Source organism: Variovorax defluvii (genome assembly GCF_039541515.1).
Lineage (GTDB): Bacteria > Pseudomonadota > Gammaproteobacteria > Burkholderiales > Burkholderiaceae_C > Variovorax > Variovorax defluvii.
The window spans coordinates 11,163-34,601 of sequence record NZ_BAABGJ010000013.1 but is presented as its reverse complement, the minus strand read 5'-3'; the positions used below and the strand labels follow the sequence as shown (position 1 = coordinate 34,601).

The 23,439-nt window shown below is 69.1% G+C and carries 19 protein-coding genes; 13 read left to right on the top strand and 6 right to left on the bottom strand.

The features are described 5' to 3' along the window. Positions 1 to 2 precede the first annotated feature (2 nt). Positions 3 to 1,244: a thiolase family protein gene (locus tag ABEA07_RS08590; protein WP_345537195.1), complete on the bottom strand. Its 1,242-nt coding sequence runs from the start codon at positions 1,242 to 1,244 to the stop codon at positions 3 to 5. A 252-nt stretch (positions 1,245 to 1,496) separates the two neighbouring features. Between ABEA07_RS08590 and ABEA07_RS08585 the strand changes: the two genes are divergently transcribed. The 11 genes from ABEA07_RS08585 to ABEA07_RS08535 all read left to right on the top strand — a co-directional run bounded on the left by ABEA07_RS08585 (position 1,497) and on the right by ABEA07_RS08535 (position 12,730). After that, on the top strand, positions 1,497 to 2,156 hold the full coding sequence (locus ABEA07_RS08585; RefSeq protein ID WP_345537194.1) for a TetR/AcrR family transcriptional regulator: 660 nt from the start codon (positions 1,497 to 1,499) through the stop codon (positions 2,154 to 2,156). A gap of 196 nt (positions 2,157 to 2,352) precedes the next feature. Next, positions 2,353 to 3,147 (top strand): ABC transporter ATP-binding protein, encoded by a 795-nt coding sequence (locus ABEA07_RS08580; RefSeq protein WP_345537193.1) that lies wholly within the window; start codon positions 2,353 to 2,355, stop codon positions 3,145 to 3,147. After that, a complete protein-coding gene (locus ABEA07_RS08575) occupies positions 3,131 to 3,841 on the top strand; it encodes an ABC transporter ATP-binding protein (protein ID WP_345537191.1) in 711 nt (236 codons plus the stop codon). The genes ABEA07_RS08580 and ABEA07_RS08575 overlap by 17 nt, the downstream gene beginning before the upstream one ends. A gap of 12 nt (positions 3,842 to 3,853) precedes the next feature. Further along, the gene (locus tag ABEA07_RS08570) at positions 3,854 to 4,732 is read left to right on the top strand and encodes a branched-chain amino acid ABC transporter permease (protein WP_345537189.1); all 879 of its coding nucleotides are present in this window, start codon (positions 3,854 to 3,856) and stop codon (positions 4,730 to 4,732) included. After that, the gene (locus ABEA07_RS08565; protein ID WP_345537188.1) at positions 4,729 to 5,790 is read left to right on the top strand and encodes a branched-chain amino acid ABC transporter permease; all 1,062 of its coding nucleotides are present in this window, start codon (positions 4,729 to 4,731) and stop codon (positions 5,788 to 5,790) included. The genes ABEA07_RS08570 and ABEA07_RS08565 overlap by 4 nt, the downstream gene beginning before the upstream one ends. Then, the gene (locus tag ABEA07_RS08560; protein ID WP_345537186.1) at positions 5,787 to 6,995 is read left to right on the top strand and encodes an ABC transporter substrate-binding protein; all 1,209 of its coding nucleotides are present in this window, start codon (positions 5,787 to 5,789) and stop codon (positions 6,993 to 6,995) included. The genes ABEA07_RS08565 and ABEA07_RS08560 overlap by 4 nt, the downstream gene beginning before the upstream one ends. A gap of 10 nt (positions 6,996 to 7,005) precedes the next feature. Continuing rightward, positions 7,006 to 8,559 (top strand): class I adenylate-forming enzyme family protein, encoded by a 1,554-nt coding sequence (locus tag ABEA07_RS08555; protein ID WP_345537185.1) that lies wholly within the window; start codon positions 7,006 to 7,008, stop codon positions 8,557 to 8,559. A gap of 25 nt (positions 8,560 to 8,584) precedes the next feature. Beyond that, positions 8,585 to 9,403: an enoyl-CoA hydratase/isomerase family protein gene (locus ABEA07_RS08550; RefSeq protein ID WP_345537183.1), complete on the top strand. Its 819-nt coding sequence runs from the start codon at positions 8,585 to 8,587 to the stop codon at positions 9,401 to 9,403. Beyond that, positions 9,400 to 9,876, top strand: coding sequence for an SRPBCC family protein (locus ABEA07_RS08545; RefSeq protein WP_345537182.1), 477 nt, complete (start codon positions 9,400 to 9,402; stop codon positions 9,874 to 9,876). The genes ABEA07_RS08550 and ABEA07_RS08545 overlap by 4 nt, the downstream gene beginning before the upstream one ends. A gap of 147 nt (positions 9,877 to 10,023) precedes the next feature. Further along, the gene (locus tag ABEA07_RS08540; RefSeq protein ID WP_345537181.1) at positions 10,024 to 10,293 is read left to right on the top strand and encodes a hypothetical protein; all 270 of its coding nucleotides are present in this window, start codon (positions 10,024 to 10,026) and stop codon (positions 10,291 to 10,293) included. 424 nt (positions 10,294 to 10,717) lie between these two features. Continuing rightward, positions 10,718 to 12,730 (top strand): hybrid sensor histidine kinase/response regulator, encoded by a 2,013-nt coding sequence (locus tag ABEA07_RS08535; protein WP_345537180.1) that lies wholly within the window; start codon positions 10,718 to 10,720, stop codon positions 12,728 to 12,730. Here ABEA07_RS08535 and ABEA07_RS08530 read toward each other — a convergent pair. After that, a complete protein-coding gene (locus ABEA07_RS08530) occupies positions 12,696 to 12,947 on the bottom strand; it encodes a hypothetical protein (RefSeq protein ID WP_345537178.1) in 252 nt (83 codons plus the stop codon). The two genes, ABEA07_RS08535 and ABEA07_RS08530, sit on opposite strands and share 35 nt — an antisense overlap. A gap of 262 nt (positions 12,948 to 13,209) precedes the next feature. Between ABEA07_RS08530 and ABEA07_RS08525 the strand changes: the two genes are divergently transcribed. Further along, the gene (locus ABEA07_RS08525) at positions 13,210 to 14,175 is read left to right on the top strand and encodes an alpha/beta fold hydrolase (protein WP_345537176.1); all 966 of its coding nucleotides are present in this window, start codon (positions 13,210 to 13,212) and stop codon (positions 14,173 to 14,175) included. 61 nt (positions 14,176 to 14,236) lie between these two features. Here the strand turns inward: ABEA07_RS08525 and ABEA07_RS08520 are convergent, their stop codons facing one another. Next, entirely contained in the window at positions 14,237 to 15,010 is a 774-nt protein-coding gene (locus tag ABEA07_RS08520; protein ID WP_345537175.1) for an exodeoxyribonuclease III, read from the bottom strand. Positions 15,011 to 15,108: 98 nt separating this feature from the next. Here ABEA07_RS08520 and ABEA07_RS08515 point away from each other — a divergent pair, with 98 nt between their 5' ends. Continuing rightward, positions 15,109 to 16,191, top strand: coding sequence for an ATP-dependent DNA ligase (locus ABEA07_RS08515; RefSeq protein ID WP_345537173.1), 1,083 nt, complete (start codon positions 15,109 to 15,111; stop codon positions 16,189 to 16,191). Here ABEA07_RS08515 and ABEA07_RS08510 read toward each other — a convergent pair. Genes ABEA07_RS08510 through ABEA07_RS08500 form a run of 3 tightly spaced genes read right to left on the bottom strand, consistent with a single transcriptional unit; the run spans position 16,151 to position 23,213 of the window. Beyond that, positions 16,151 to 17,893: a RecQ family ATP-dependent DNA helicase gene (locus ABEA07_RS08510; RefSeq protein ID WP_345537171.1), complete on the bottom strand. Its 1,743-nt coding sequence runs from the start codon at positions 17,891 to 17,893 to the stop codon at positions 16,151 to 16,153. The two genes, ABEA07_RS08515 and ABEA07_RS08510, sit on opposite strands and share 41 nt — an antisense overlap. Continuing rightward, positions 17,890 to 18,153, bottom strand: coding sequence for a hypothetical protein (locus ABEA07_RS08505; RefSeq protein ID WP_345537169.1), 264 nt, complete (start codon positions 18,151 to 18,153; stop codon positions 17,890 to 17,892). Before ABEA07_RS08505 ends, ABEA07_RS08510 begins: the two co-directional genes overlap by 4 nt. Further along, on the bottom strand, positions 18,150 to 23,213 hold the full coding sequence (locus ABEA07_RS08500) for an amino acid adenylation domain-containing protein (RefSeq protein WP_345537168.1): 5,064 nt from the start codon (positions 23,211 to 23,213) through the stop codon (positions 18,150 to 18,152). The genes ABEA07_RS08505 and ABEA07_RS08500 overlap by 4 nt, the downstream gene beginning before the upstream one ends. Between the last annotated feature and the right edge of the window lie 226 nt (positions 23,214 to 23,439).

Here is a 23,439-nt window from a genome sequence, read left to right as displayed (position 1 = left end):
GCCTATCGGCCGAGGATGGTGACCACCGCCAGCGCTTCCTCGCAACGGTAGAAGCCGCCGCCGTTCTCGGCGATCGCCAGCCGGGCGCCGTCGACCTGCCGCTTGCCCGCTTCGCCGCGCAGCTGCGTGACCAGCTCATGGATCTGCGCGAGCCCGGTCGCGCCGATGGGATGGCCCTTCGATTCCAGGCCGCCCGAGGGATTGATCGGAATCCTGCCGCCCAGGCTGGTGATGCCTTTCTCGGCGATCCAGCCGCCCTGCCCATACTCCGCGAAGCCCAGGTTCTCGGATTGCTGCACTTCGGCGAAGGCACTGGCATCGTGCACCTCGGCCACGTCGATGTCCTGCGGCGCCACACCCGCCTTCTCGTAGGCGCGCAGGGCGGCGAGGCGGCCGATCTGCTGCTGGATGTCGCGCGGCGCACGGTTGGTGCCGCCGGCCAGCACGCAGGCCTTGACCTCGATCGCGCGCCTGCGGTCGAAGCCGTAGCGCTTCATGCCTTCTTCGTTGCACAGCACCGCGGCGGCGGCGCCGTCGCTGATCGGGGCGCACATGGGCAGCGTGAGCGGCCACGAGATCATGCGCGCCGCCAGCACGTCGTCCACGGTGGCGTCGGTCTGGTACTGCGACAGCGGATTCATGGTCGAGTGGTGATGGTTCTTGGCCGCCACCGCCGCGAGCTGGCGCTCCGTCGTGCCGTAGGTCTTCATGTGGAACTTGGCGAGGTAGGAATAGACGTCCATGAAGAGGCTGCGCTGCGCAGCCGGCGTCTCGCGCCCGGGCGGCGCGTTCATGCCCTCCCCCAGCTCGGAGAGGATGTCGGCGGTCTGCTGCGCGGTGGTCACGTCCCACGCGCCGTCGAATACCGCGAAGCCGCGTGCCTTGTCCGCGTGGTACATCTTCTCCGCGCCGACCGCGAGCACGCAGTCGGACGCGCCCGCCGCCAGATGGGTGCATGCCAGCTGAAAGGCGGTGCTCGCGCTGGCGCAGGCGTTCTCGACGTTCGTGATCGGCGTCTCTTCGAAGCCCATGTCGCGCAGCGCGACCTGTCCCTTCACCATGTGTTGCCCTTCGATGGCGCCCTGGGTCGCGTTCGCGAAGAACGCGGCGCCGATCATGGCTTGCGTGGCGCCTGCATCCGTGAGGGCCGCTTCCACGGCTTCACGCGTCAACTGCTTGACGGACTGATCGAGAAACTTGCCGAAGCGGGTCATGCCCACCCCGACGACGTAAATTGCACTCATGCGGGCTCCGTGTCTGGTTGGAGGAATGGAACGGCTGCAACGAGGATCATTGAACCGATGGTCATGATCGTAAACGCGTGGTCACTTTAAAGTCCTAGGGTTTACACCGAGGCGCGTCGCGCGTGGCGTGGGGGCATGGGCGAGCGCCCGCGCCCGCCCTGGTGACCGCACGGAAGCCGGAGAGACTTTGTGGTATCTTCATCGCGCTTCCCGCATCACCCCCCCAACGACTCACGACAGGAACCGCTGCGAATGGCAGACCGATGGGCCAGCACCAATTTGCCCAGCCGCTCCGAGCAGCGCGAAGTCAAGCGCGCTGCGCTCATCAGCCAGGCGGCCAAGGCCTTCAAGGCCCGCGGCTTTCAGGCGACGACGATGGACGACATTGCCTCGTCCCTCGGCGTCACCAAGGGCGCGCTCTACCGATACGTCAGCAACAAGCAGGACATCCTGTTCGAGTGCTTCATGTCGTCGAACCGGATCGGGAACGCGGCGATCGCCCGGGCCAACGCTTTCGCCGGCAGCGGGCTGGAGAAGCTGCAGACCTTCATCCTCGACTTCATCGAGAACTACCTGGCCCACAACACCGCGGGCGGTGCGATGGTCGACATCGACGCGCTGTTTCCCGAACAGCGGGAGCAGGTGATCGCGGAGCGTGACCGCATCGACGCCGCGCTGCGCAAGCTCATTGCCGGCGGGATTGCGGACGGCAGCATCGCACCGGGCAATGCCAAGCTCGCGGAGCTCACCGTCATGGGCTCCATCAACTGGATTCCGAGCTGGTACCGACCCGATGGCAGCTGGACACCGCAGCTGATCGCGCAAACCATGTCGTCGATCTTCTCCGACGGACTGCGCGCGCGCCCGGCGTCCAACCCGGCTCCGCGGAAGAAGCCGGCGCGCGGCAGGTAGGCGTGCTCGCGCCGCGCGTGCGGCCGCCTCTGTCTTCTCTCTGTTTCCTCTTTCATTCAGGCCGACTGCGACGCCGCGCAATGCAGCGCGGTGCCGCGGCACGAGGCCGTCTCGGGTTTCCACCAGTTCAAAAGTGACTCAACGGTTACTACAGTGACCTACAAGTTATTTTCAACCGGGGCAGCGCATGGAGACCATGACACGCACGACGCGGCCGTTCGTCGAGATCGACCGCGTGTCGATGAGATTTGGCGGCATCGCGGCCTTGTGCGATGTCTCCTTTGCCGTGCCCGAGCGGGCGATCGTCGGACTGATCGGCCCTAACGGCGCCGGCAAGACGACCCTCTTCAACTGCATCAGCCGGCTCTATCAGCCCCAATCGGGCGACATCCGTGTGCAGGGCAAGTCGATCCTGCACGCGCCGGTGCACGAGATGCCCGCGTTCGGCATCGGGCGCACGTTCCAGAACCTGGCGCTTTATCCGGCACTCAGCGTGGAAGCCAACGTGATGGTCGGCGCGCACCCCCTGGTGAACTGCAGTGCGCTGGCGGAGGCCCTGGGAATGCCGTGGGCGCGGCGCGCGGAAGCCTCGGCGCGGGCGCGCGTGCGCGAGGTGCTGGAAGCGCTTGGACTGGAGCGCCAGGCGTCGCGCCTGGTCGCGCAGCTCACCTACGCCGACCGCAAGCGCGTGGAGATCGCCCGCGCGCTGGTGTGCCGTCCGCGGCTCCTGCTGCTCGACGAACCGGCCGGCGGCCTCCATCACGAGGAGGTGGCTGTTCTCGCTGCGCTGATCCGCTCGCTGCGCGATGCGCACGGCCTGTCGGTGCTGCTGGTCGAGCACCACCTGAACCTCGTCATGACCGTTTCCGACCACGTCGTGGCGCTGGACTTCGGCCACAAGATCGCCGACGGCCCGCCCGCGCAGGTCCGGAACGAACCCGCCGTGCAAAAGGCCTACCTCGGGGAGATGGACGATGCAGCACTTGCTTGACCTGCGCGGACTCCAGGCCGGTTACGGCGCGGCGCACGTCCTGCACGACATCGACCTGTTCGTCGAACCCGGCCGGATCACGGTGCTCCTCGGCGCCAATGGCGCCGGCAAGTCCACCTTGCTGCGCGCGGTCTCCCGCATGGTGTGGACGAAGGGCACCATCCTGCTCGATGGCGAAGACATCGCGCCGCGCACGACCGAGCAGGTGGCGCGGCGTGGGGTGGCGCACGTACCCGACGGCCGCGGCACCTTCTCCACCCTGTCCGTGGCGGAGAACCTGGCCTTGGGCGCGCTCGCGCTGCGCGACCCGGCGGACGCGGCGGCGCAGTTGTCGATGGCCCTGGACTATTTCCCCAAGCTGCGACAGCGCATGCGGCAGCAGGCAGGCACGCTCTCCGGCGGGGAGCAGCAGATGCTGGCGATCGCACGCGCGCTGATGGGGCGCCCCCGGCTGTTGCTGCTGGACGAGCCCTCGGTGGGGCTTGCGCCGATCATCGTGCAGGAGATCTTCGAGATCATGCGCGCCATCAACGCGGCGCAAGGCACCGCCATGCTGCTGGTGGAGCAGAACGCCGCACGCGCCCTGAAGCTCGCGCACCACGCCTTCGTCCTGGAGGCGGGGCGGGTCGTGGTGCAGGGCCGGGCGGCCGAGGTCGCCCGCAATCCGGACATCCGCCGCGCCTACCTGGGCTGAAAGCCGCTTCCCATGAACCCCTTGATCGAACAGACCCTCATCGCCCTCTCCAAGGGGGGCATCTACGCGAACCTGGCGCTGGCGCTGGTCATGACCTACAAGAGCTCGGGACAGGTCAACTTCGCGCAGGGCGAGATGGCGACCGTCGCGACCTTCATCGCCTGGTCGCTCGCGCAGGCCGGTCTGCCGCTCTGGCTTGCGATCGCCCTGGCGGTGGTCTGCGCCGGCGCGATGGGCCTGGTGCTGGAGCGCGTGGTCATCCGCCCGTTTCGCCGGCAGCCGGTCGCCATCATGGTGACGGTGTCCGTCGGGCTCTTCATTGCGCTCAACTCTCTGTCGGGCTGGCTGTGGAGCTATGAGGCACGCCCCTTCGCGTCGCCCTTTCCGGACCGTGCCGTGGAGCTCGGCGGCGTGATGGTGCGCTGGCATGCGCTGGGCGCGATGGCCGTCTCCACCTTCATGCTGTTGGCGATGTTCGCGTTCTTCCGCTGGACGAAGCTGGGCCTGGCGATGCGCGGCGCGGCGGCGAACGATGCATCGGCCCGGCTGCTGGGAATCCACGTCGATCGCATGATCGGGCTCGGATGGGCAACCGCCGCGATGGTGGGTGCGGTGGCCGGCATCATGATGGCGCCCTTCACCTTCCTGGACCCGCACATGATGTCGGGTCCCCTCATCTTCTTCTTCGCCGCCGCGCTCCTGGGCGGCATCTCGAGCCCGCTGGGTGCGGTGGCCGGCGGCTATGCCGTCGGGCTGCTGGAACTCGCTGTCGTGCAGTTCGTCCCGAAGGGCAACGAGCTGCGCACCACGCTCGCCATGGCGCTCATCGTCGCGGTCCTCCTTCTGCGCCCGCAAGGGCTCTTCGGCGCCCGGGTGGTGCATCGCGTATGAACAAGCTGTCCACCCGCTCCGTCTCCCTGATCCCGCGCGCGCCGACGGGCTGGGCCTTGCTGGCCGCGTGCCTGGCCCTGTGCGCCATGCCGTTGCTGCTCAAGGGCTATGAACTGTTTCTGGTCAGCTCCATCCTCATCTCGACGCTCGTGCTGGCAGGCCTGAACCTGCAGGTCGGGCACGCGGGTTTGCTGTCGCTCGGGCATGGCGCCTTCGTGGCCCTGGGCGCTTACGCGGCGGCGATGCTGGTGAAAGGGGGTTCCGTGCCCGTCGTGCTGGTGCCGCTCCTCGCCGGCCTGGTCTGCGCGGGCTTCGCGCGCCTCTTCGGCGTGGCCGCACTGCGGCTGGAGGGGATGCAGTTCGCGTTGGCCCTGTTCGGGCTCGCAGTCGTGGCCCCGCAGTTGCTGCGCTATGACGCCCTGCAACGCTGGACAGGCGGCTCGCAGGGCATCGCCTTCACCCGCCCGGCGCCTCCGCCTGCGCTGGGCTTGTCCGCCGATGCGTGGATGTATGCGCTGGCCGCGGCCCACCTCGCGGTGGTGCTGCCCCTGGTGTGGCGCCTGGCGCGCGGGCGCACCGGACGCGCCTGGCAGGCGCTGCACGACAACCCGGTCGCCGCCAGCGCCATGGGCGTGCAGGTGGCCGCGTACCGGCGCCGCGCCTTCGTGCTCGGGGCGATGCTGGGCGGCATGGGCGGCGCACTCCAGGCCTTGCTGGTGCAGTACGTCGCGCCGGACAGCTTCTCGTTCATGTTGTCCATCACCTTGTTCGTCGGCCTGGTGGTCGGCGGCATCGGCGCCCCCGCCGGCCCCCTTCTCGGCGCCTGCTTCGTGGTCCTGGTGCCGAACTTCGCAGAACAGGTATCGCAGGCCGCCACCAGCGCCATCTACGGCGCGGTGGTGATCACCCTCGTCGTCATCGACAAGCGCGGTCTGGCCGGGCTCCTGCCCCGCCTGCTTCGCCCGGCGCGAACGGTGATCGCCCTGCGCCGGCCCGCCCGTGGACGCGGCGGTTCCCATTCCTTGCCCATTCCTTCCACTCCAGGAGACGCCTCATGAGATTTGGCACCCCCCTGCTTCGCGCAGGACTGACGATGGCGGGGCTCACGCTCTGCGCGCCCGCACTGATGGCAGCCGGCCAGTACGACGGCGGGGCCAGCGACACGGAGATCGTCATCGGCAACATCGTCCCGTACTCGGGACCTCTCTCGGGGGCCGGTGCGATCGGCACCTGCCACCAGGCCTACTTCGAACGGGTCAACAAAGCGGGCGGAATCAATGGACGCAAGGTGCGGGTGGTGTCCCTGGACGACGGATTCAATCCGGCGCGCACGCTGGAACAAGCCCGGCGTCTCGTCGAACGCGAGAACGCCTTGCTGATCTATGGCACCTTCGGCACTGCAACCAACACCGCCATCCACCACTACCTCAACCAGAAGCAGGTGCCGCAGCTCTTCATCGTGAGCGGCGCGAGCAAGTGGAACGATCCGAAGCAGTTCCCCTGGACCATCGGCTTCCTGCCCAGCTACGCAGTGGAGGCCACCGGCTACGCGCGGCACGTGCTGGACCATGTGAAAGACGCGAAGGTGGCCGTCCTCTACGAGAACGACGACTACGGCAAGGAATATCGCAATGCCTTCCGCGCGGCGCTGGGCCCGCAGGCGGATCGGCTGATCGTGGCCGAGCAGTCCTACGAGGTGACGGACCCGACGATCGACGCCCAGGTGTCGCGCCTGAAGGCCTCGGGCGCCAACGTGCTGCTCAACGTGACGGCAGCCAAGTTCGCCGCCCAGGCCGTCAAGCTGGTCAACGATTCGGGCTGGAAGCCGACCCACTTCCTCGTCAATCCCGCCAGCAACCTCCAGACGGTCATCCGGCCGGCCGGCATGGAGGCGTCGCAGGGCATCATCTCCGCGCAGTTCATGAAAGATCCCACCAGCCCTGCTTTCCAGAACGATCCGGACGTCAAGGCATGGCGCGAATGGAAGGCCGCGTACAACCCACGGGCGGCCGAAGGCGATTGGTGGAATTGGCACTGCTACGCCACTTCCTACACACTGGAGCAGGTGCTCAAGCGTGCCGGCGACGATCTGCGGCGCGCCAATGTGATGAAGGTGGCGACCGGGCTGAAGGACCTCAAGGTGCCCATGCTGCTCGACGGCATTACCGTGAACACGTCTTCCGGCGACTACGCCGCCATCAAGCAGATGCAGTTGATGCGGCTGGCCGGCGAGGGTTTCGAGCTCTACAACCCGAACAAGTGAGGAGATGGCCATGCTTTTCATCGACTACTTCGACAAGGGTGCCGCGGCCTTTCCGGACCGGCACTTCGTGCACGACGGCGAAAACGGGTGGACCTACCGCGACATGAAGGCGCTCACCCATCGCATCGCCAACGGACTGGTCGCGAGCGGCCTCGGGCCCGACGCGGCCGTGGCCACCTATGCACCGAACCATCCCATGGGCCTCGCCTGCCAGTACGGCATCCTGCGCGCCGGGATGGTCTGGCTACCGGTCAACGCGCGCAACAGCGTGCACGAGAACATCGAGGTGCTGCGGCTGCTCGAAGCCAGGTTTCTCTTTTTCCACAGTTCGATCGCGGCGGACGTGCCGGGCATTCTGGAAGCCGTGCCTTCCATCCGGGGCTGCGTCTGCATCGATGCCCCGGCGGCCGGCGCCGCGAGCCTGAACGACTGGGTCGAAGACCACGGCACGGACCGGCCCTACTTCGCCAAGACGCCGCAGGACGTCGCCTCCATGCCGACGACCAGCGGCACGACCGGCCGCCCCAAAGGCGTGATGCTGACCCACGAGAACTGGGAGGCGATGGTCGCGGCCTACCAGATCGTCATGCGCCTGGAGGAGCCGCCGGTGCACATCGTGGCAGCGCCGCTCACGCACGCGGCGGGCTACCTCTCGGCCACCATGCTTTCCGTGGGCGGCACCAACGTGATCCTGCCAAGGCCCGATCCGCTGCTGATCATGGAAGCCATCGATCGGCACAGAGGCACGGCGCTCTTCCTGCCTCCGACGGTCATCTACAGCATGCTGGCGCATCCGCGGCTGAGGGACTTCGACTATTCGTCCCTCCGGTTCTTTCTCTACGGGGGCGCCCCGATGTCCGTGCAGAAGCTGCGGGAGGCCATCGACGTTTTCGGCCCCGTGATGGCACAGACCTATGGGCAGACGGAGGCGCCGATGACGGCCACGCTCTTCACGCCGCGGGACCACGTCCAGGCACTGGCCGATCCCGCGCTGGCCAAGCGCCTGTGGAGCGCCGGCCGCGAGGGGCCGCTCGTGCGCACCGAGATCATGGACGACGACGGCAACCTCCTGCCCGCGGGCGAGCGTGGCGAGGTCGTCTGCCGCGGGAGCGTGGTGATGAAGGGCTACTACCGCAACGAGCAGGCCACCGCCGACGTCAGCACCGCCGGCTGGCACCGGACGGGCGACATCGGCGTGAAGGACGAGGACGGCTTCGTCTACATCGTCGATCGCAAGAAGGACATGATCATTACGGGCGGTTTCAACGTCTATCCGACCGAAGTGGAGCAAGTGCTGTGGACCCACGCCGCCGTGCAGGACTGCGCGGTGGTCGGCGCCCCCGACGAGAAGTGGGGGGAGGCCGTCACGGCGGTGATCGAGGTCAAGCCGGGGATGCAGGCCGACGAGGCGGAGCTCATCGCGCTGTGCAAGGAGCGGCTGGGCAGCGTCAAGGCGCCCAAGCGGATCGAGGTCTGGCCGGCGCTGCCGCGCAGCGCCGTCGGCAAGGTGCTCAAGCGCGAGATCCGCCGCAAGTTCTGGGAAGGCAGGGAACGTGTCATCTGAAGCCATCGGACGAGCAGGAGCGGCCGTGTCGCGTTGGGAACCGGCCGGCGCTCCCAGCGCGGCGCTGGCGGGCGAGCGGCGAGGCGCCGCGGCCTGGCTGCGCCTGAACCGCCCCGAAACCCTCAATTGCCTCAGCCCGCAGATGCTCGCCGAATTCGATATCGCGCTGTGGGCGATCGAGCAGGACCGCACGCTGCGCTGCGTCGTGCTGACGGCGGCCGGCCGGGCGTTTTCGGTGGGGGGTGACCTGAAGGCGCTGCAGGAATTCGCCGGCGCACCCGATCCCGCCGCGGCCGCCAGCGCCTACAGCGACTCCATCTCGCGGCTGCTGGCGCGGCTGGAGGCGCTCCCGATCCCGGTGATCGCGGCGATCGACGGAATGGCGCTGGCCGGCGGGCTGGAGATCGCGCTGTGCTGCGACCTGGTCGTGGCCTCGGAACGCGCCGTGTTCGGCGATGCGCACGCCAACTATGGCTTGCTGCCGGGCGCGGGCGGCTCGGTGCGGCTGCCCCGCAAGATCGGCCCGAACCGAGCCAAGTACCTGATGTACACCGGCGCCACGGTGCCCGCGTCGTTGATGAGGGACTGGGGACTCGTGCACAGCGTCGTGGCTCCCGAGCGCCTGGAGCACGAAGTCCAGGCACTGACGGACAGTCTGTCCGGCAAGAGTCCCCTGGGCCTGGCGCGCATGAAGCACCTGGTCGACAACGGCCTCGATCTTCCCTTGGACCAGGCACTGCGAGCCGAACAGGCCGTCGTCCTCGCGCACAACAGCTCGCATGACAGGAACGAGGGGCTGGCCGCATTCGCCGCGCGGCGCGAACCGGTGTTCAACGGCTCATGAGCGGCCCGCAGGCAGAGTGGGTCGAGATCGTCGAATCCGTCGAGGTCGCGGCCAGCCCGCGCGCGGTCTGGCACGTGGTGGGCGACTTCGGCGGCCTGGGGCAATGGATGCCCGGCGTCACCGGACTGCAGACCTCGGGCCGCGGTCCCGGCGCGACGCGCAGGATTCACATGGGCAGCGCCTGCATGCTGGAAACGCTGGTCGAGCTGGACGAGCGGCACATGCAGCTCGGCTACCGGCTGGACCAGGGACCGTTACCGGCACGTTCCTACACATCGACCCTCCGGGTGTCGCCGGCCGAGGCGGGAGCGCGGGTCGACTGGACGGCCCGGTGCACGCCGGACGACACGACGAACGCAGCACGACTGGAGCGGACATTGCGACAGGCCTATCGCGCAGGCCTGAACGGCCTCGCGAGTGTGTTCGCATCCGCCGCGATCGCTTCGGCAGGTTCGCGGCGCGGCGGGGCCTGACCGGCGGCCGGGCGGCAGCGGCTCGCAAGCAACCTCCGTGACCACAGTTCGCGATTCCACCCGCCTCCGAAGTCACGCGGCGCGGTCTTACATGGCCATCACACAGGCGTTTCCAGAATACTTTTGAAACAACTCTGGAGAGACCCGATGAAAACCATTGCACTCTGTGCCATTGCCGTCTGCGCAACCGTGTCGCTTGCCGCGTGCGACGTCAAGAAAACGGCCGACGGGAACATCACCGTGCCGAAGTACGAAAAGACCCAGGCAGGCGACGTGACGCTTCCCAAGTACGACGTGACGCCGCCCGATGTCAAGGTGTCCAAAGAAGAGAAGACCGTGACCGTCCCGACGGTGAAGACAGAGGAAAAGGTGATCGAAGTGCCGAAGGTCTCGGTGACCCCCGCCAAGGAGAAGTAGTCTCGTACGCAGGTCCCGGATCGCACCGGAGGATCCCCCATGACGCCTTCGCGGCAACGGCCCGCGTCAACTCGACGGGAGAGACGACGCGGTGCGCGATCGCTTCACGCGCCGCGGTCCAGAAGCACAGTGGCTCGGCCACCCAGCCACCTTTGTCGGGCGCCGGCAGGTTCAGCCGGCATGCGGTGAAGGGGTGCGCCGCGGTCGGCCGTCCGCCGTGCGTCGTGCAGCGATGGGCGCCGCGCGCCGGACCTTCGCACCCGAACCCTTGAGACTGCCTCCGGACGCCGGCGAATGCGGATAGCATCGCGGCAGGTTTGCCGAAGGGAGCGCAGAAGTCCACGCAGTGCCGGGCGCATGACAACGACCGCCGCCCAAGAGCCCCCCGTCACGGCCTGCCAGACAAAGGCGATACAACCCGTCCATGAGCCCAGTCCACCCCGCCGATTCATCTTCGAACGAAGCCCACCTGTCGGACCTTCATCGCTTCCAGCTGCTGGTCTCGGCGATCCACGACTACGCCATCTACATGCTGGACCCGGAGGGCCGCGTCGTCAGCTGGAATGCAGGGGCGCAGAGGTTCAAGGGCTACACCGAAGCCGAGATCCGCGGCCAGCACTTCTCCCGCTTCTACACGCCGGAGGACCAGGCCGCCGGCATACCGCAGCTGGCCCTGCAATCCGCCGCGGCCAACGGAAGGTTCGAAGCCCACGGCTGGCGCGTGCGCAAGGACGGCACCCGCTTCTGGGCCAACGTGGTCATCGACCCCATCCACGCCGAAGATGGCCGGCTGATCGGCTTCGCCAAGATCACGCGGGACATCAGCGAGCAGAAGGCCGCGGCCGATGCGCTTCGCCGCAGCGAGCAGGAGTTCCGCCTGCTCGTGCAGGGCGTGACCGACTATGCGATCTACATGCTCGACCCGGCAGGGCGCGTCACCAACTGGAACGCCGGGGCGCAGCGCATCACGGGCTACGCGAAGGACGAGATCCTCGGCGAACACTTCTCGCGCTTCTACACGCCCGAAGACCGCGCGAGCGGCCTGCCGGACATCGCCTTGAAGGCCGCCACCACGCAAGGCCGCTACGAGCACGAGGGCTGGCGCTTGCGCAAGGACGGTTCGAAGTTCCTTGCGCAGGCCTTGATCGAGCCCCTGCGCGACGCCGAAGGCCAGTTCGTCGGCTACGCCAAGATCACCCGCGACATCACGGAAAAGCAGGAAGCCGCCGCCGCGCTCAAGCGCACCGAGCAGGCGCTGGTGCAGGCGCAGAAGATGGAGGCCATCGGCAAACTGACCGGCGGCGTGGCGCACGACTTCAACAACCTGCTGCAGGTGATCGCCGGCAATCTGCAGCTGCTCGCCCGCGACATCGCCGGCAACGAGCGCGCCGAGCGTCGGCTCCAAGGGGCCCTGTCCGGTGTCAAGCGCGGGGCCAAGCTCGCGAGCCAGCTTCTGGCCTTCGGCCGCCGCCAGCCGCTGGAGCCGAAGGTCGTCAACCTCGGGCGCCTTCTCGGCGCGACCTCCGATCTGTTCAGGCGCACGCTGGGCGACGCGGTCGAGGTCGAGACGGTCATCGCCGGCGGGCTATGGAACACCTTCGTCGACGTGGCCCAGGTCGAGAACGCCTTGCTCAACCTGCTGATCAACGCCCGCGATGCGATGAACGGCATCGGCAAGTTGACCCTCGAGGTCGGCAATGCGTCCCTGGACGAGGCCTACGCCCGGGCGCATGCCGACGTCGTGGCAGGGCAGTACGTCCTGATCGCCGTCTCGGACACCGGCAGCGGCATGACGCCGGATGTCATGGCGCAGGCCTTCGACCCCTTCTTCTCGACCAAGCCGGAGGGCAAGGGCACGGGGCTGGGCCTGTCGATGGTCTATGGCTTCGTCAAGCAATCCAACGGGCACGTCAAGATCTACAGCGAGCCGGGCCTCGGCACGACCGTGAAGCTGTACCTGCCTCGCTCGCACGAAGCCGAAGACCTGCCCGCAGCCACGGAAACGCGGCATGCGAGCGGCGGCCAGGAGACGATTCTGGTCGCGGAAGACGACGAAGAAGTCTGCGCCACCGTGGTGGACACGCTCAGCGAGCTGGGCTACCGGGTGCTCAAGGCGCACGATGGCGAGAGCGCGCTCGCGATCATCCAGAGCGGCATCCCGATCGACCTGCTGTTCACCGACGTGGTGATGCCCGGCACCCTGCGCAGCCCGGACCTGGCGCGCAAGGCCCGCGAGCGGATTCCGGGCATCGCCGTGCTGTTCACCTCGGGCTACACGCAGAACGCCATCGTCCATGGCGGCCGGCTGGACCCGGGCGTCGATCTGCTCACCAAGCCCTATTCGCGCGAGGATCTGGCGTGGAAGGTGCGCCAGGTGCTGGCGAATCAGGCCAGCCGGGTCTCTACGGCGGCAAACGCTCGTACATCGCCCACTTGACCGTGAGAATATCCGCGGCAATCTTCGCCGCGTTGGCCCCGGCATAGTTCTCCGCCGGATCGAACTCGAAACCCTCGCGATACCGCACCAGCTCCGCATAGTCCTTGTCGAACACGACGGGCCCCATCAGCTCGGAAGGATCGACGCCCGCCGGAACGGCCAGGAACTTGTCGGCGTTGGTGGCGCTTTGGTAGAGGTCGACGGTCATGTGGGTCATCGGCATTCCTCGACGCGGGATGGAGTTCCTGCGATACCCCAATCTCCGGCGGGTTCGAGTGCAGCGCAATCGGCGCTCGCCTACAGGCGCAGTCAGCGCGCCGTGCCTGCTCGTCGACGGATTGTTGGGAATCCAGCAACAGCCTTTTCTCCCCCGCGGTCTTTTTCTGTCGGGCGCCGCTGCCTACAGTTCGTCCATCGACTCACTGTTCCACGAAGCCGCCGCCAGGCCGATTCGCTTCCGAACCGGAAAGGACGCTCTCATGTCTCGCTCCCTCCTCTGGAAACTCCTCGCGCCGGCCTTCGTGCTCGGCCTGTCCATGGTCGCGCCCGCCGCCTCTTCCGCGCCGCGCGCGCCGGAACCGAAGGCGGAACTCGGCTTCATTCCGCTGGACGCCGACATCACGCTACGAAGAATGGTCGTGCGCAGCGCGAAGCCGAAAGGCACCGTGATCCTGCTGCATGGCTTTCCGGAGACGCTGTATGCGTACAAGGGGATCTCGCTCGAACTCGCCAAGGACTACGATGTTCACGCCTTCGACTGGCCGGGCTACGGGCAGTCCTCCAGGCCGGCGCCGGACCGCTTCTCCTATGCGCCGAACGCGTACGCGCGCGTGCTGCAGCAGTACATCGACAAGGCCGGCATCGACACTTCCCGCCTGACCATCTATGCCACCGACATCGGTGCGCTGCCGGCCATGCTGCTCGCGCTGGACCAGCCGGGCATCGCCAGGTCCCTCATCGTCGGCGACTTCGCGCCCTTCGACCGGCCGCCGTACATGCACGAGAACCTGCAGGCCCTGAAGTCGAAGGCCTCCGCCGCCGCGGTGAACGCGGCGATGAACAAGAACCGCGACGAGATCCTGGAGAACGCGTACCGGCGGGGCTTCGCCAAGGAGGAGCAGTTCGACCTCTCGCCGGAGCTCAAGCGCGACATGCGCGAGGGCTGGGACCACGGCGGAATGAGTTCGGCCGATGCCTTCCATCACTACTACGCGCACTTCACGCAGGACCAGGTCTACTTCGAAGCCCACCTGGCGCGATGGAGGACACCGGTGAAAGTCGTCTGGGGCGAGAAGGACTTCTACATCAAGACCGACATGGGCGCCGAGCTCGCCGACAAGCTCGGCGTGAAGATGATCACCCTGCCGGGGCTGGGCCACTACCCGCACCTGCAGGACCCGCAGAAGACCGTCGCCGAGATCCGTGCCAGTCTGGCGGGCGGTTGAAGAGGCTCTTCGCGTCCCGCACGATGGTGTCTCACGCTCCCAGATGGCGCGGGTGTGAACACTACACGGCGATCTCGACCCACACCGGCGCATGATCGCTGGCCCCCGGCCGTCCGCGCACCTCGCGGTCCACGCCGGCCGCGGTGAGCATCGGGGCGAGTTCGCGGTTGAGCAGCAGGTGATCGATGCGCAGCCCCGCATTGCGCGGCCAGCGGTTGCGCCAGTAGTCCCAGTAGGTGTAGATCGCCTCGTTCGGATGCAGCGCGCGGATGGCATCGGTCCAGCCCTGGTCGAGCAGGCGCGCGAAGGCGGCGCGGCTCTCGGGCTGCAGCAGCGCGTCCTTGCGCCACGAGGCCGGGTTGTAGATGTCGGCATCGGTGGGCACGACGTTGAAGTCGCCCGCCAGCACCGCGGGCAGGCCGAAGTCGACGAGCCGCTGCGCATGGGCGCACAGCCGGTCGAACCATTCGAGCTTGTAGTCGAACTTGGGGCCCGGCCAGGGATTGCCATTGGGCAGGTACAGGCAGCCGATGACGATGCCGTCGACCACGGCCTCGAGGTAGCGGCTCTGGTCGTCCTGCAGGTTGCCTTCCAGCCCCCGGCCGGTCTCGATCGGCATCGCGCCGCGCGCCAGGATCGCGACGCCGTTCCACGAGCGCTGCCCGTGGAACACGGCGCCATAGCCCGCATCGCGCAGCGCCGCCGCCGGGAAGTTGTTGTCGGGCGACTTGAGCTCCTGCAGGCAGGCCACGTCGGGCTTCGACGCCTCGAGCCATTCGAGCAGCCGCGGCAGGCGGCCGTTGATACCGTTGACGTTGAAGCTCGCGATCTTCATGGCTTCCTGGATGGGACGAGGAATGAGAGATGAAGGATGTCGCCATCATGGCGGCTGTTCCTGCACAGGGCGCGCAGGCCTGATGATTCATTCGGGCGATGAAAAACGCAAAGGCGCCGTCCGCACCCGTGTGGCCGATGCTGGCGAAGATCGCGGAGCGCGTGCCGGAAGGGCCGGACTTTCTGTACGAGCCGAAGTGGGACGGCTTCCGTGCCATCGTCTTTCGCACCGGCGGCCACGTGCTGATCCAGAGCCGCGAGGGCAAGCCGCTCGACCGCTACTTTCCGGACCTGCACGAAGTGCTGGCCCACGGCCTGCCCGAAGGCTGCGTGCTCGACGGCGAGATCGTGATCGCCACGCCGGGTGGACTGGACTTCGACGCGCTGCAGCAGCGCGTGCATCCGGCCGCATCGCGGGTGGCGCGCCTGGCTTCGGAGACGCCCGCGTCCTTCGTGGCCTTCGACCTGCTGGCGCTGAACGGCCGCGACGTGATGGCGCGCCCGCAGGCCGAGCGCCGCCTGCTGCTCGAGGCCCTGCTGACGGACACGGCGCCGCCGATCCATCTCACGCCCATGACCCCGGAGCGCGGCCTGGCGCTGCAATGGCTCGAACATTTCGAAGGGGCGGGGCTGGATGGTGTCATCGCCAAGTGGGCGGACGCGCCCTATCTGCCCGGCAAGCGCGCGATGCTGAAGGTGAAGCACCAGCGCACCGCGGACTGCGTGGTGGCAGGCTTGCGCTGGCACAAGAGCGGCCAAGGGGTGGTCGGCTCCCTGCTTCTGGGCCTCTACGACGACCGAGGGGCGCTGCAGCACGTGGGCGTGACCTCCTCCTTCGACATGTCGACGCGACGTCGCCTGGCGGACGAACTCGCGCCGCTGCGCCAGGGTGGGATGCAGGGGCACCCGTGGGCCGGCTGGGCCGGCGCGCCGGCCGCAGGGGCATCGCCGCAACGGATGCCCGGCGCGCGTAGCCGATGGAGCGGCGGCAAGGATCTGTCCTGGGAAGCGCTGCGCATCGAGCGCGTCTGCGAGGTGCGCTACGACCATCTGCAGGGCGACCGCTTCCGCCATGCGGCGGTATTCCTGCGATGGCGCCACGACAAGTCGCCGGCCGCCTGCCGCTACGACCAGCTCGAAGTCACGCCGCCTTACGAACTGGCGCGCGTGTTTTCGGGCTGATGCGTCGCACATAGTCGGGCAGGAAGCAGCGCCGGCTGCCGTCGGCGAATTCGATGGTGACGGACATCGGATCGGCGCTGACCACCTGACCCTCGCCGTAGCGCTTGACCTTGACGGTCTGCTGCGGGCTGAAGGCCGGCTCCGGCATGCGCGGCGGTGCGGGCTTGCGCAAGGGAATGTCCTGCTCGACCACGATCGGGCGCGCCATGGCCGCTTCGTGCTGCGCGATGCGGCGGCAGTTGTCGCAGTGGCCGCAGCGTTGCGACGGGGCGTCCTCTTCGAGGTACGCCAGCAGCACCTGCCAGCGGCACTGGCCGCTCTGCGCATAGAAGACCATGCGCTCGAGGGTCGCGCGGTCCTGTTCGCGCTTCTCGCGGTAGGTGGCCAGCAGGCCGTCCAGCGCCTCCTTGCCGAGTTCGCCGCGCAGCAGGCGGATGCGGCGTTCGCGGTCCACGGCGACGATGCGCCGGCTGCGCAGCAGCGCGAGGGCCACCTGCAGCTTGTTGGCGTGGATGTCCGCCTTTTCACGCAGGGCCGGCAAGGTCCAGCCCGGGGCTTCCGGTGCCTTGTCGCGCAAGGTGCGATAGAGCGCCTCCAGGTCCTCGGTGTCGGGGTAGCGGCCGGCGAGGAAGAACTGTTGCACCGCCTTGTCGCGCTGCAGGTAGAGCAGGGTGCAGGCCGCGACCTCGCCGTCGCGCCCGGCGCGTCCGGATTCCTGGTAGTAGGCGTCCAGGCTGCTGGGCATCTGGTAGTGCAGCACGAAGCGGATGTCGGGCTTGTCGATACCCAGGCCGAAGGCGTTGGTGGCCACCATCACGCGCAGGTCGCCGCGCATGTAGGCATCTTGCGCCTCCCGCCGATCGGCGGCAGGCAGCCGGCCGTGGTACAGCCCTGCCGGTTCGCCCCGCTCGCGCAGCGCGTGGTGAAGGGCCTCGGCCGCCTTGATGGTGGCCGCATACACGATCCCGCTGCCCCGCAGCCCGGCGACCAGTTCGAGCGCGCGGCGCTGCCGGTCCTCTTCGCGCCCGAACTGTTCCACGGCGTAGCGCAGGTTCGGGCGGTAGGTGCCCGTGTCGACCCATCCGTCGCTCGGAATGCGCAGTTGTGCCAGGATGTCCGAGGCCACGTCGCGCGGCGCGGTGGCGGTGAGCGCCAGCACGGTCGGCACGGCCAGCTTCTTTGCGGCCTGCGCAATCTCCAGGAAGGCCGGGCGGAAATCGTGCCCCCATTGCGAGATGCAATGGGCCTCGTCGACCACCAGCAGCGAGGTCGGGTGCGCACCCAGCAGCGCGATGAATCCGGCGTCGGCCAGGCGCTCGGGCGTGACCAGCACGATGCGCGCGGAGCCGTCGGCGATCGCCTGCTCGGCCGCGTCGCGCTCGTCGGCCGGGACCTGGCTGTTCAGCTGCACGGCATTCACGCCCAGTTCGCGCAGCTTGCCGCACTGGTCCTTCATCAACGCGATCAGGGGCGACACGACCAGCGTGCGCCCTTGCAGCAGCAGGGCCGGCAATTGGTAGCAGAGCGACTTGCCGGCACCGGTGGGCATGACGGCGAGCGTGGACCGCCCGGCGAGCACGCGGTCGATCACTTCCTGCTGGCCGGGCCGCAGCCGGTCCAGGCCGAAGCGCTGGCGCAGCGTCTGCTGCACGGTGCGGGACGAAGGCGGCCTCCGGCGTCCTGCTTGCTGCGCAGCGGTCATGCCAGCGGCAACCAGCCGGAGGGGCTCTCTTCGTTCTCCTGCGCCTTGCGCCGCGGGCCCTGTTCGGGCGTGCGGCAGAGCCGGCGCAGCTCGGCCACGCCCTGCAGCAAGGCGTGCTCGTAGCTGTCGGTCCCGCGGGGTGACGAGGAGAGGAAGCGGTACTCGTCGTTCGCGGCGCGCGCTTCGAGCAGCACCCAGCAGAACATTCCAGGGTCCGGTTCGTCCACGGTGACTGCGATCGATCGAAGAAAGCTGCTCATCGAGGCCTTTGCTGCCGGCCCAGGCCGGAGAACATCCGGCCCAGCAGGCCGGCGGATGGCGCGGCCGCGCTGCGGCCCTTGGCGCTGTCGCCGGCCGCCATGCCGATCGCGAGCGCGGCCTCGCGCGAGGCCAGCTGGCCCAGGTTCTCGAACACGTAGCGCGGCGGCTCGGTGCGAAAGCCCAGGTGGCGCTCGGCGACCTGGATGGCGCGCATGGCCTGCAGCGAGTCGCCGCCGAGATCGAAGAAGTTGTCGCTGGCGCGGATGTCCCCGGGCTGGATCCGGAGCACGTCGGCCCAGATCTGCGCCAGGCGATGCTGGGCTGGCGTCAGGGCGGCATGGGCGGTGGCCGCGGCAGGGCGGCCGGCCCGCGCATCGGCCTGCTCCGGCGCGGCCGCCGCAGCCGCCTCGCTGCGCGCCCAGCGCCTCAGGTACGCCGCATCCGGCGAGTCGCCGTCCGCGGCCGGGCCCACCAGGGCTTCCAGCGTGTCCCGCGGATTCGCGGCGACGCGCTGCAGCAACTCGACGTAGCGGCCGCGCAGGGCCGCGGCGGTCTCGCGCCGGTAGATGTCGGCGTTGTAGGTGAGCGCACCTTCGAGGCCGTCGTGCCGCTCGGTCAGCCACAGGCCGAGGTCCTCGGTGGCGCCGCGCTGCGACACGCGCAGCTCGCGGTGCCGCAGCGGCCCGATCGCCAGCGGCCGCTCGCGCGCATCCTGGAAGGAGAAGGAGGCCTGGTACAGGCCGATGCCCTTGGTGCTCCCGGAAAACGCCAGCTCGCCCGCGAGGCGCTCGAAGGGAAACTGCGCGCGGTCGATCGCGCTGACGAGCTGCTCCTTCACGTACTGAAGGAAGGCGGGCAGGGTCTGCCCGCGATCGATCTCCAGCGGCAGCGGCAACAGGTTGCTGAAGGAGCCCATCACGCCGTCGAGCTCCGGGAAGGCACGCCCGCGCACCGGCGTCGCGACGACGAGTGCGCGCGCATCGCCCAGGCTGTCCAGCATGAGCACGTAGATGCCCAGCGTCAGCATGTTGAGGGTGAGGGCCTGGCCGCGCGCGACGGCGTGCAGCTGCTCGGTCAACGCGCGGTCGATGGTCAGCCACTGCGTGCCGCCCTGGCCCGTCATGCCGGCGCGGCGCGGCATGTCGGTGCGCAGGGCCTTGGGCGGCGGAGTGTCGGCGAAGCGCTGCTTCCAGAACCGGGCCTGCTCCTCGCAGGGCGGCGATTGCATCCACGCCTGGTACCACTCGGCGTGGTCGCCGTGCGTGGCCGGCAGTTCGGGCAGCGTGTGGGCGACGCCGTCGATGCGGGCCTGGTAGATGGTCGACAGCTCCTTCAGCAGGAGGTCGAGCGAGGCTCCGTCCCAGATGAGGCGGTGCGGCACGAAGACGAACACGTGATCCTCTTCGTCCATGCGGATCAGCGTGGCGTTGAACAGCGGCGCGCGGTGGATGTCGACCGGTGCGTCCGCCAGCTCCTGAAGCCTGTCGATCAGCTCCGGCTCGCGCTGGTCGGCCGGCAGGTCGCGCAGGTCGACCTGCGCCAGCGTGACCGGCACCTCGGCGGCGATCGAGGCGACGAAGGCGCCGCTCGCCGCATCCTTGTCGAAGGCGGTGCGCAGCGCGGGCTGGCGGCGCACCACCTCGCGCAGTGCCTCCTGGAAGGCGCCCGCATCGATCGGCCCCGAAAGCCGGTGCGCGGAGGGCGTGTTGTAGACCGGCCGGCCCGGATGCATTTCCTCGAGGAAGAGGATGCGCTCCTGCATCGGCGTGAGCGGGGCGCTGCTGCGTCCCGTGCGCCGGGGCAGGGGGGCGGGCGCGTCAGCGGTTTCGCCCGCCTGCAGCTCGGCCAGCGCCACCGCCAGCCGCTCCGCCGTCGGTGCCGCGAAGAGCGTGCGCAGGGGCACGGTCACGCCGAACATGCGGCCCAGCGCGATGGCCAGCCGCGAGGCCAGCAGCGAATGGCCGCCGAGCGCGAAGAAGTCGTCGCGCACGCCGATGCCCGGCAGGCTCAGAACCTGCTCCATGGCCTGCAGCACGGCGCGTTCGCGCGGGTCGCGCGCCGCGAGGAGGGGAATGGGTTGCGCGGTCCTGGCCGCACCGGGTGCGGGCAGCGCCTTGCGGTGGATCTTGCCGTTCGGCAGCCGCGGCAGTTCGTCCAGCACCACCAGGTGCTGCGGTTGCATGTAGGGCGGCAGGCGCGAGGCCAGGGCCTGCTGCACCGCGGAGGTGTCGATCCGCGCGCCGGGCGAGGCGACCAGGTAGGCCACGAGGCGCATGTCGCCGGGCTGGTCCTCGCGCGCCACCACCACGCTGGCGGCCACGCCCGGCACCTGGTTGCAATGGGCCTCGACCTCCTCCGGCTCGATGCGGTGGCCCCGCACCTTGACCTGCAGGTCGAGCCGGCCCTGATGCTCCAGCAGTCCGTCGTTGCACCAGCGGCCGCGGTCGCCGCTGCGGTAGAGGCGCTCGCCCGGGGCGCCGAAGGGGTCGGGGACGAAGGCGCGCTCGGTCAGCTCCGGACGCTCGAAGTAGCCCAGCGCCACGCCCGCGCCGCCGATGCAGATCTCGCCGGGCACGCCGACGGGGCAGCGCCGGCCGTGGCGGTCGAGGATCCACACGCTGGTGTTGGCGATGGGGCGGCCGATGGCGACGCCCCGGCGCGTGAGCGCGGCCGCGTCGACGCGCCACAGGGTCGAGTAGACCGTGGTCTCGGTCGGGCCGTACATGTTCCACACCTCGCCGCAGCGCGACGCCAGCGCCAGGGCCAGTTCGCGCGGCAGGGTCTCGCCGCCGCTGATGGCCTTGAGCCGGGGGTGGCCGGGCCATTGCGCATCCAGCAGCAGCCGCCAGGCACTGGGCGTGGCCTGCAGCACGGTGATCTGCTCGCTCTCGATCAGCCGGCGATAGGCCTGGCCGTCGCGCGCCGTTTCGCGCGGGACCAGCACGATCTCGGCGCCGGCTTCCAGCGGCAGGATCAGCTCCATCACCGCGATGTCGAAGCCCAGTGTGCTCGCCGCCGCGACCCGGTCGCCGGGGCCGATGCGAAGCGCGTGGCGCATGCTCTGCAGCAGGTTGGCCACCGCACCATGCGGGATGCCGACACCCTTGGGCCGGCCGGTGGAGCCGGAGGTGTAGATGAGGAAAGCCATGTCGCCGGGCTGCGCGTCCCGGCCGCCCGCGGGCAGCGGCTCGGCGGGCTGCAGGTGCCAGGCCTCGTCCCTGTCCAGGCGCAGCACCTGCCTGTCGTGGTCGCTGCACCAGTGCACGGGCGCATGCGCGACCCCGGTCGCGGTGATCAGCAGCCCGAGCCGCGCATCGGCGGCCTGGTCGTCGAGGCGCGCCTTGGGAAAGTCCGGGTCCAGCGGCACATAGGCTGCGCCGCACTTGAGCACGGCCAGCACCGCGACCAGCATGTCGGCGTCGCGCGGCAGGCACAGGCCCACGCGCTGGCCGCGTCCCATGCCGCGGGCACGCAGGGCATGGGCCAGGCGGTTGGCGCGCTGGTCGAGCTCGCGGTAGGTCCAGTGCTGCGCGCCGTGCCTCAGCGCCATGCGGTCGGGCTGCGCCGCCGCCATGGCCTCGAAGCCTGCGTGGGCCAGGCCGCTGCGCGCCAATGGCGTGGGTCGTGGCTGCAGGGCGCGCAGGCGGGCTTCTTCCGCCTCGGTCAGCAGATCGATCTGGCCCAGCGCCGCGCCGGGTTCGTGCACGGCCGCCTTCAGCAGGCATTCGTACAGGCCCATCCAGCGCCGGATGCTTTCCTCGTCGAAGAGACCGACGTTGTATTGCATCTCCCACCGCATGCCGCCACCGGCCACGGGCGTCATGTTGAGGAAGAGCTCGAAGTTCTCGCAGGTGCGCGGAAGACTGCGCACCGAAGCCTGCAGGCCGGGGAAGCTGTCCGCGCCCTGTTCGGTGTCGCCATCGACGTTGAAGAGCACGCTCATCAGCGGCAGCCGGCCCGGATCGCGCGGCGCCAGCATCTTGCGCAGCAGCGTGCCGTAGCCGAGGCTCTGGTGCTCGAAGGCGTCGAGCAGCAGGCCGCGGCTTTGTTCGATCAGTGCCTGCATGGGCGTCTCGGCGTTCAGCGCCACGCGCAGCGGCAGCAGGTTCACGCAATGCCCCACGAGCCGCGGCATGTCGGCGGCGAGCTGGCCGGCGGCGGCGATGCCGATCACGATGTCTTCCTGCTCGGTGAGCCGGTGCAGCAGGCCGGCGAAGGCGGCGAACAGGCCCGCGTACAGGCTGCTGTTCGAGCCCGCGGCCCGCTGGCGCAGGCGCTCGATCAGCTCGGCATCGAGCAGGCCGTCGGCCCGTTTCGAGCGGAAGCTTCGCAAGGGCGGACGCGGCCGATCCAGCGGCAGTTCGAGCGGCGGCGCGGGGCTGGCGAAGCGCGCCAGCCAATAGTCCGCGTGGGCCTGCATGCCCGGGCCGGCCATTTCCTCGGCCTCCCACTGCGCGTAGTCCGCATAGCGCGGCGCCGGCGCAAGTGGCCGCGGCTGGCCGAGACCGCGCTCGCGCGCGTAGAGCTGCCCCAGCTCGGAGACGATCACACCCCAGGACCAGCCGTCGCAGACGGCATGGTGGGCGCTGAGGATGAGCGTGTGATCCTCCGGCCCCGAAACAACGAGCGTGGCGCGGAAGAGCGGCCCCTTCTCGAGCACGAAGCGCTCGTTCACGGCGGCGTCGAAGGCCAGCGCCAGCCGCTTGTCGCGTGCCGTGGCATCGAAGCCGGACAGGTCGACGTACCGCAGGGCGAAGGGACCGGGCGCCGCGACGAAGAGCTGCGTGCCGTCCGGCGAGAAGCTGGCACGCAGCGATTCATGCCGCGCCACCACGCGCTCGACGGCCCGCGCCAGAGCGCCGGTGTCGAGCGGGCCCTTCAGGTGCAGCGCATTGGCTTCGTTGTAGGCGAGCGTGGCGTCCTCGCCGAGCCGATCGCCCAGCCACAGCTCGCGTTGGCCTTCGGTGGTGGCGACGACCGCCGCCAGGTCGCCGGACGCGAAAGGATCGAAATGATCCGGATTCTCTGGAAATTCAGCATGCCTGAGTGCATCTCTCACGGGTACCCTCGCCGTGCGTGTGTTGTCGACTTGGTCTGTCGCGCGGACACGATCGTCCAGGGTACAGCCTTGCTTCCCACGCCCCGCCCGTGTGTCGGACAGCGCCGCACCGGGGTGTGGGGCGAGGGGCGGAGCGGCGGGCTCGTCCTGCGCAGGCCGTCCCCGCCATCGCGGCATGTGGTGCGCGGCAGGATCGACAGGATCGACGGGATCGCCGGGGCGCCCG

Coding starts and splice junctions, on each gene's coding strand:
- ABEA07_RS08590 (WP_345537195.1), bottom strand. CDS start 1,244: ATGAGTGCAATTTACGTCGTCGGGGTGGGCATGACCCGCTTCGGCAAG.
- ABEA07_RS08585 (WP_345537194.1), top strand. CDS start 1,497: ATGGCAGACCGATGGGCCAGCACCAATTTGCCCAGCCGCTCCGAGCAG.
- ABEA07_RS08580 (WP_345537193.1), top strand. CDS start 2,353: ATGACACGCACGACGCGGCCGTTCGTCGAGATCGACCGCGTGTCGATG.
- ABEA07_RS08575 (WP_345537191.1), top strand. CDS start 3,131: ATGCAGCACTTGCTTGACCTGCGCGGACTCCAGGCCGGTTACGGCGCG.
- ABEA07_RS08570 (WP_345537189.1), top strand. CDS start 3,854: ATGAACCCCTTGATCGAACAGACCCTCATCGCCCTCTCCAAGGGGGGC.
- ABEA07_RS08565 (WP_345537188.1), top strand. CDS start 4,729: ATGAACAAGCTGTCCACCCGCTCCGTCTCCCTGATCCCGCGCGCGCCG.
- ABEA07_RS08560 (WP_345537186.1), top strand. CDS start 5,787: ATGAGATTTGGCACCCCCCTGCTTCGCGCAGGACTGACGATGGCGGGG.
- ABEA07_RS08555 (WP_345537185.1), top strand. CDS start 7,006: ATGCTTTTCATCGACTACTTCGACAAGGGTGCCGCGGCCTTTCCGGAC.
- ABEA07_RS08545 (WP_345537182.1), top strand. CDS start 9,400: ATGAGCGGCCCGCAGGCAGAGTGGGTCGAGATCGTCGAATCCGTCGAG.
- ABEA07_RS08540 (WP_345537181.1), top strand. CDS start 10,024: ATGAAAACCATTGCACTCTGTGCCATTGCCGTCTGCGCAACCGTGTCG.
- ABEA07_RS08535 (WP_345537180.1), top strand. CDS start 10,718: ATGAGCCCAGTCCACCCCGCCGATTCATCTTCGAACGAAGCCCACCTG.
- ABEA07_RS08530 (WP_345537178.1), bottom strand. CDS start 12,947: ATGACCCACATGACCGTCGACCTCTACCAAAGCGCCACCAACGCCGAC.
- ABEA07_RS08525 (WP_345537176.1), top strand. CDS start 13,210: ATGTCTCGCTCCCTCCTCTGGAAACTCCTCGCGCCGGCCTTCGTGCTC.
- ABEA07_RS08520 (WP_345537175.1), bottom strand. CDS start 15,010: ATGAAGATCGCGAGCTTCAACGTCAACGGTATCAACGGCCGCCTGCCG.
- ABEA07_RS08515 (WP_345537173.1), top strand. CDS start 15,109: ATGAAAAACGCAAAGGCGCCGTCCGCACCCGTGTGGCCGATGCTGGCG.
- ABEA07_RS08510 (WP_345537171.1), bottom strand. CDS start 17,893: ATGACCGCTGCGCAGCAAGCAGGACGCCGGAGGCCGCCTTCGTCCCGC.
- ABEA07_RS08505 (WP_345537169.1), bottom strand. CDS start 18,153: ATGAGCAGCTTTCTTCGATCGATCGCAGTCACCGTGGACGAACCGGAC.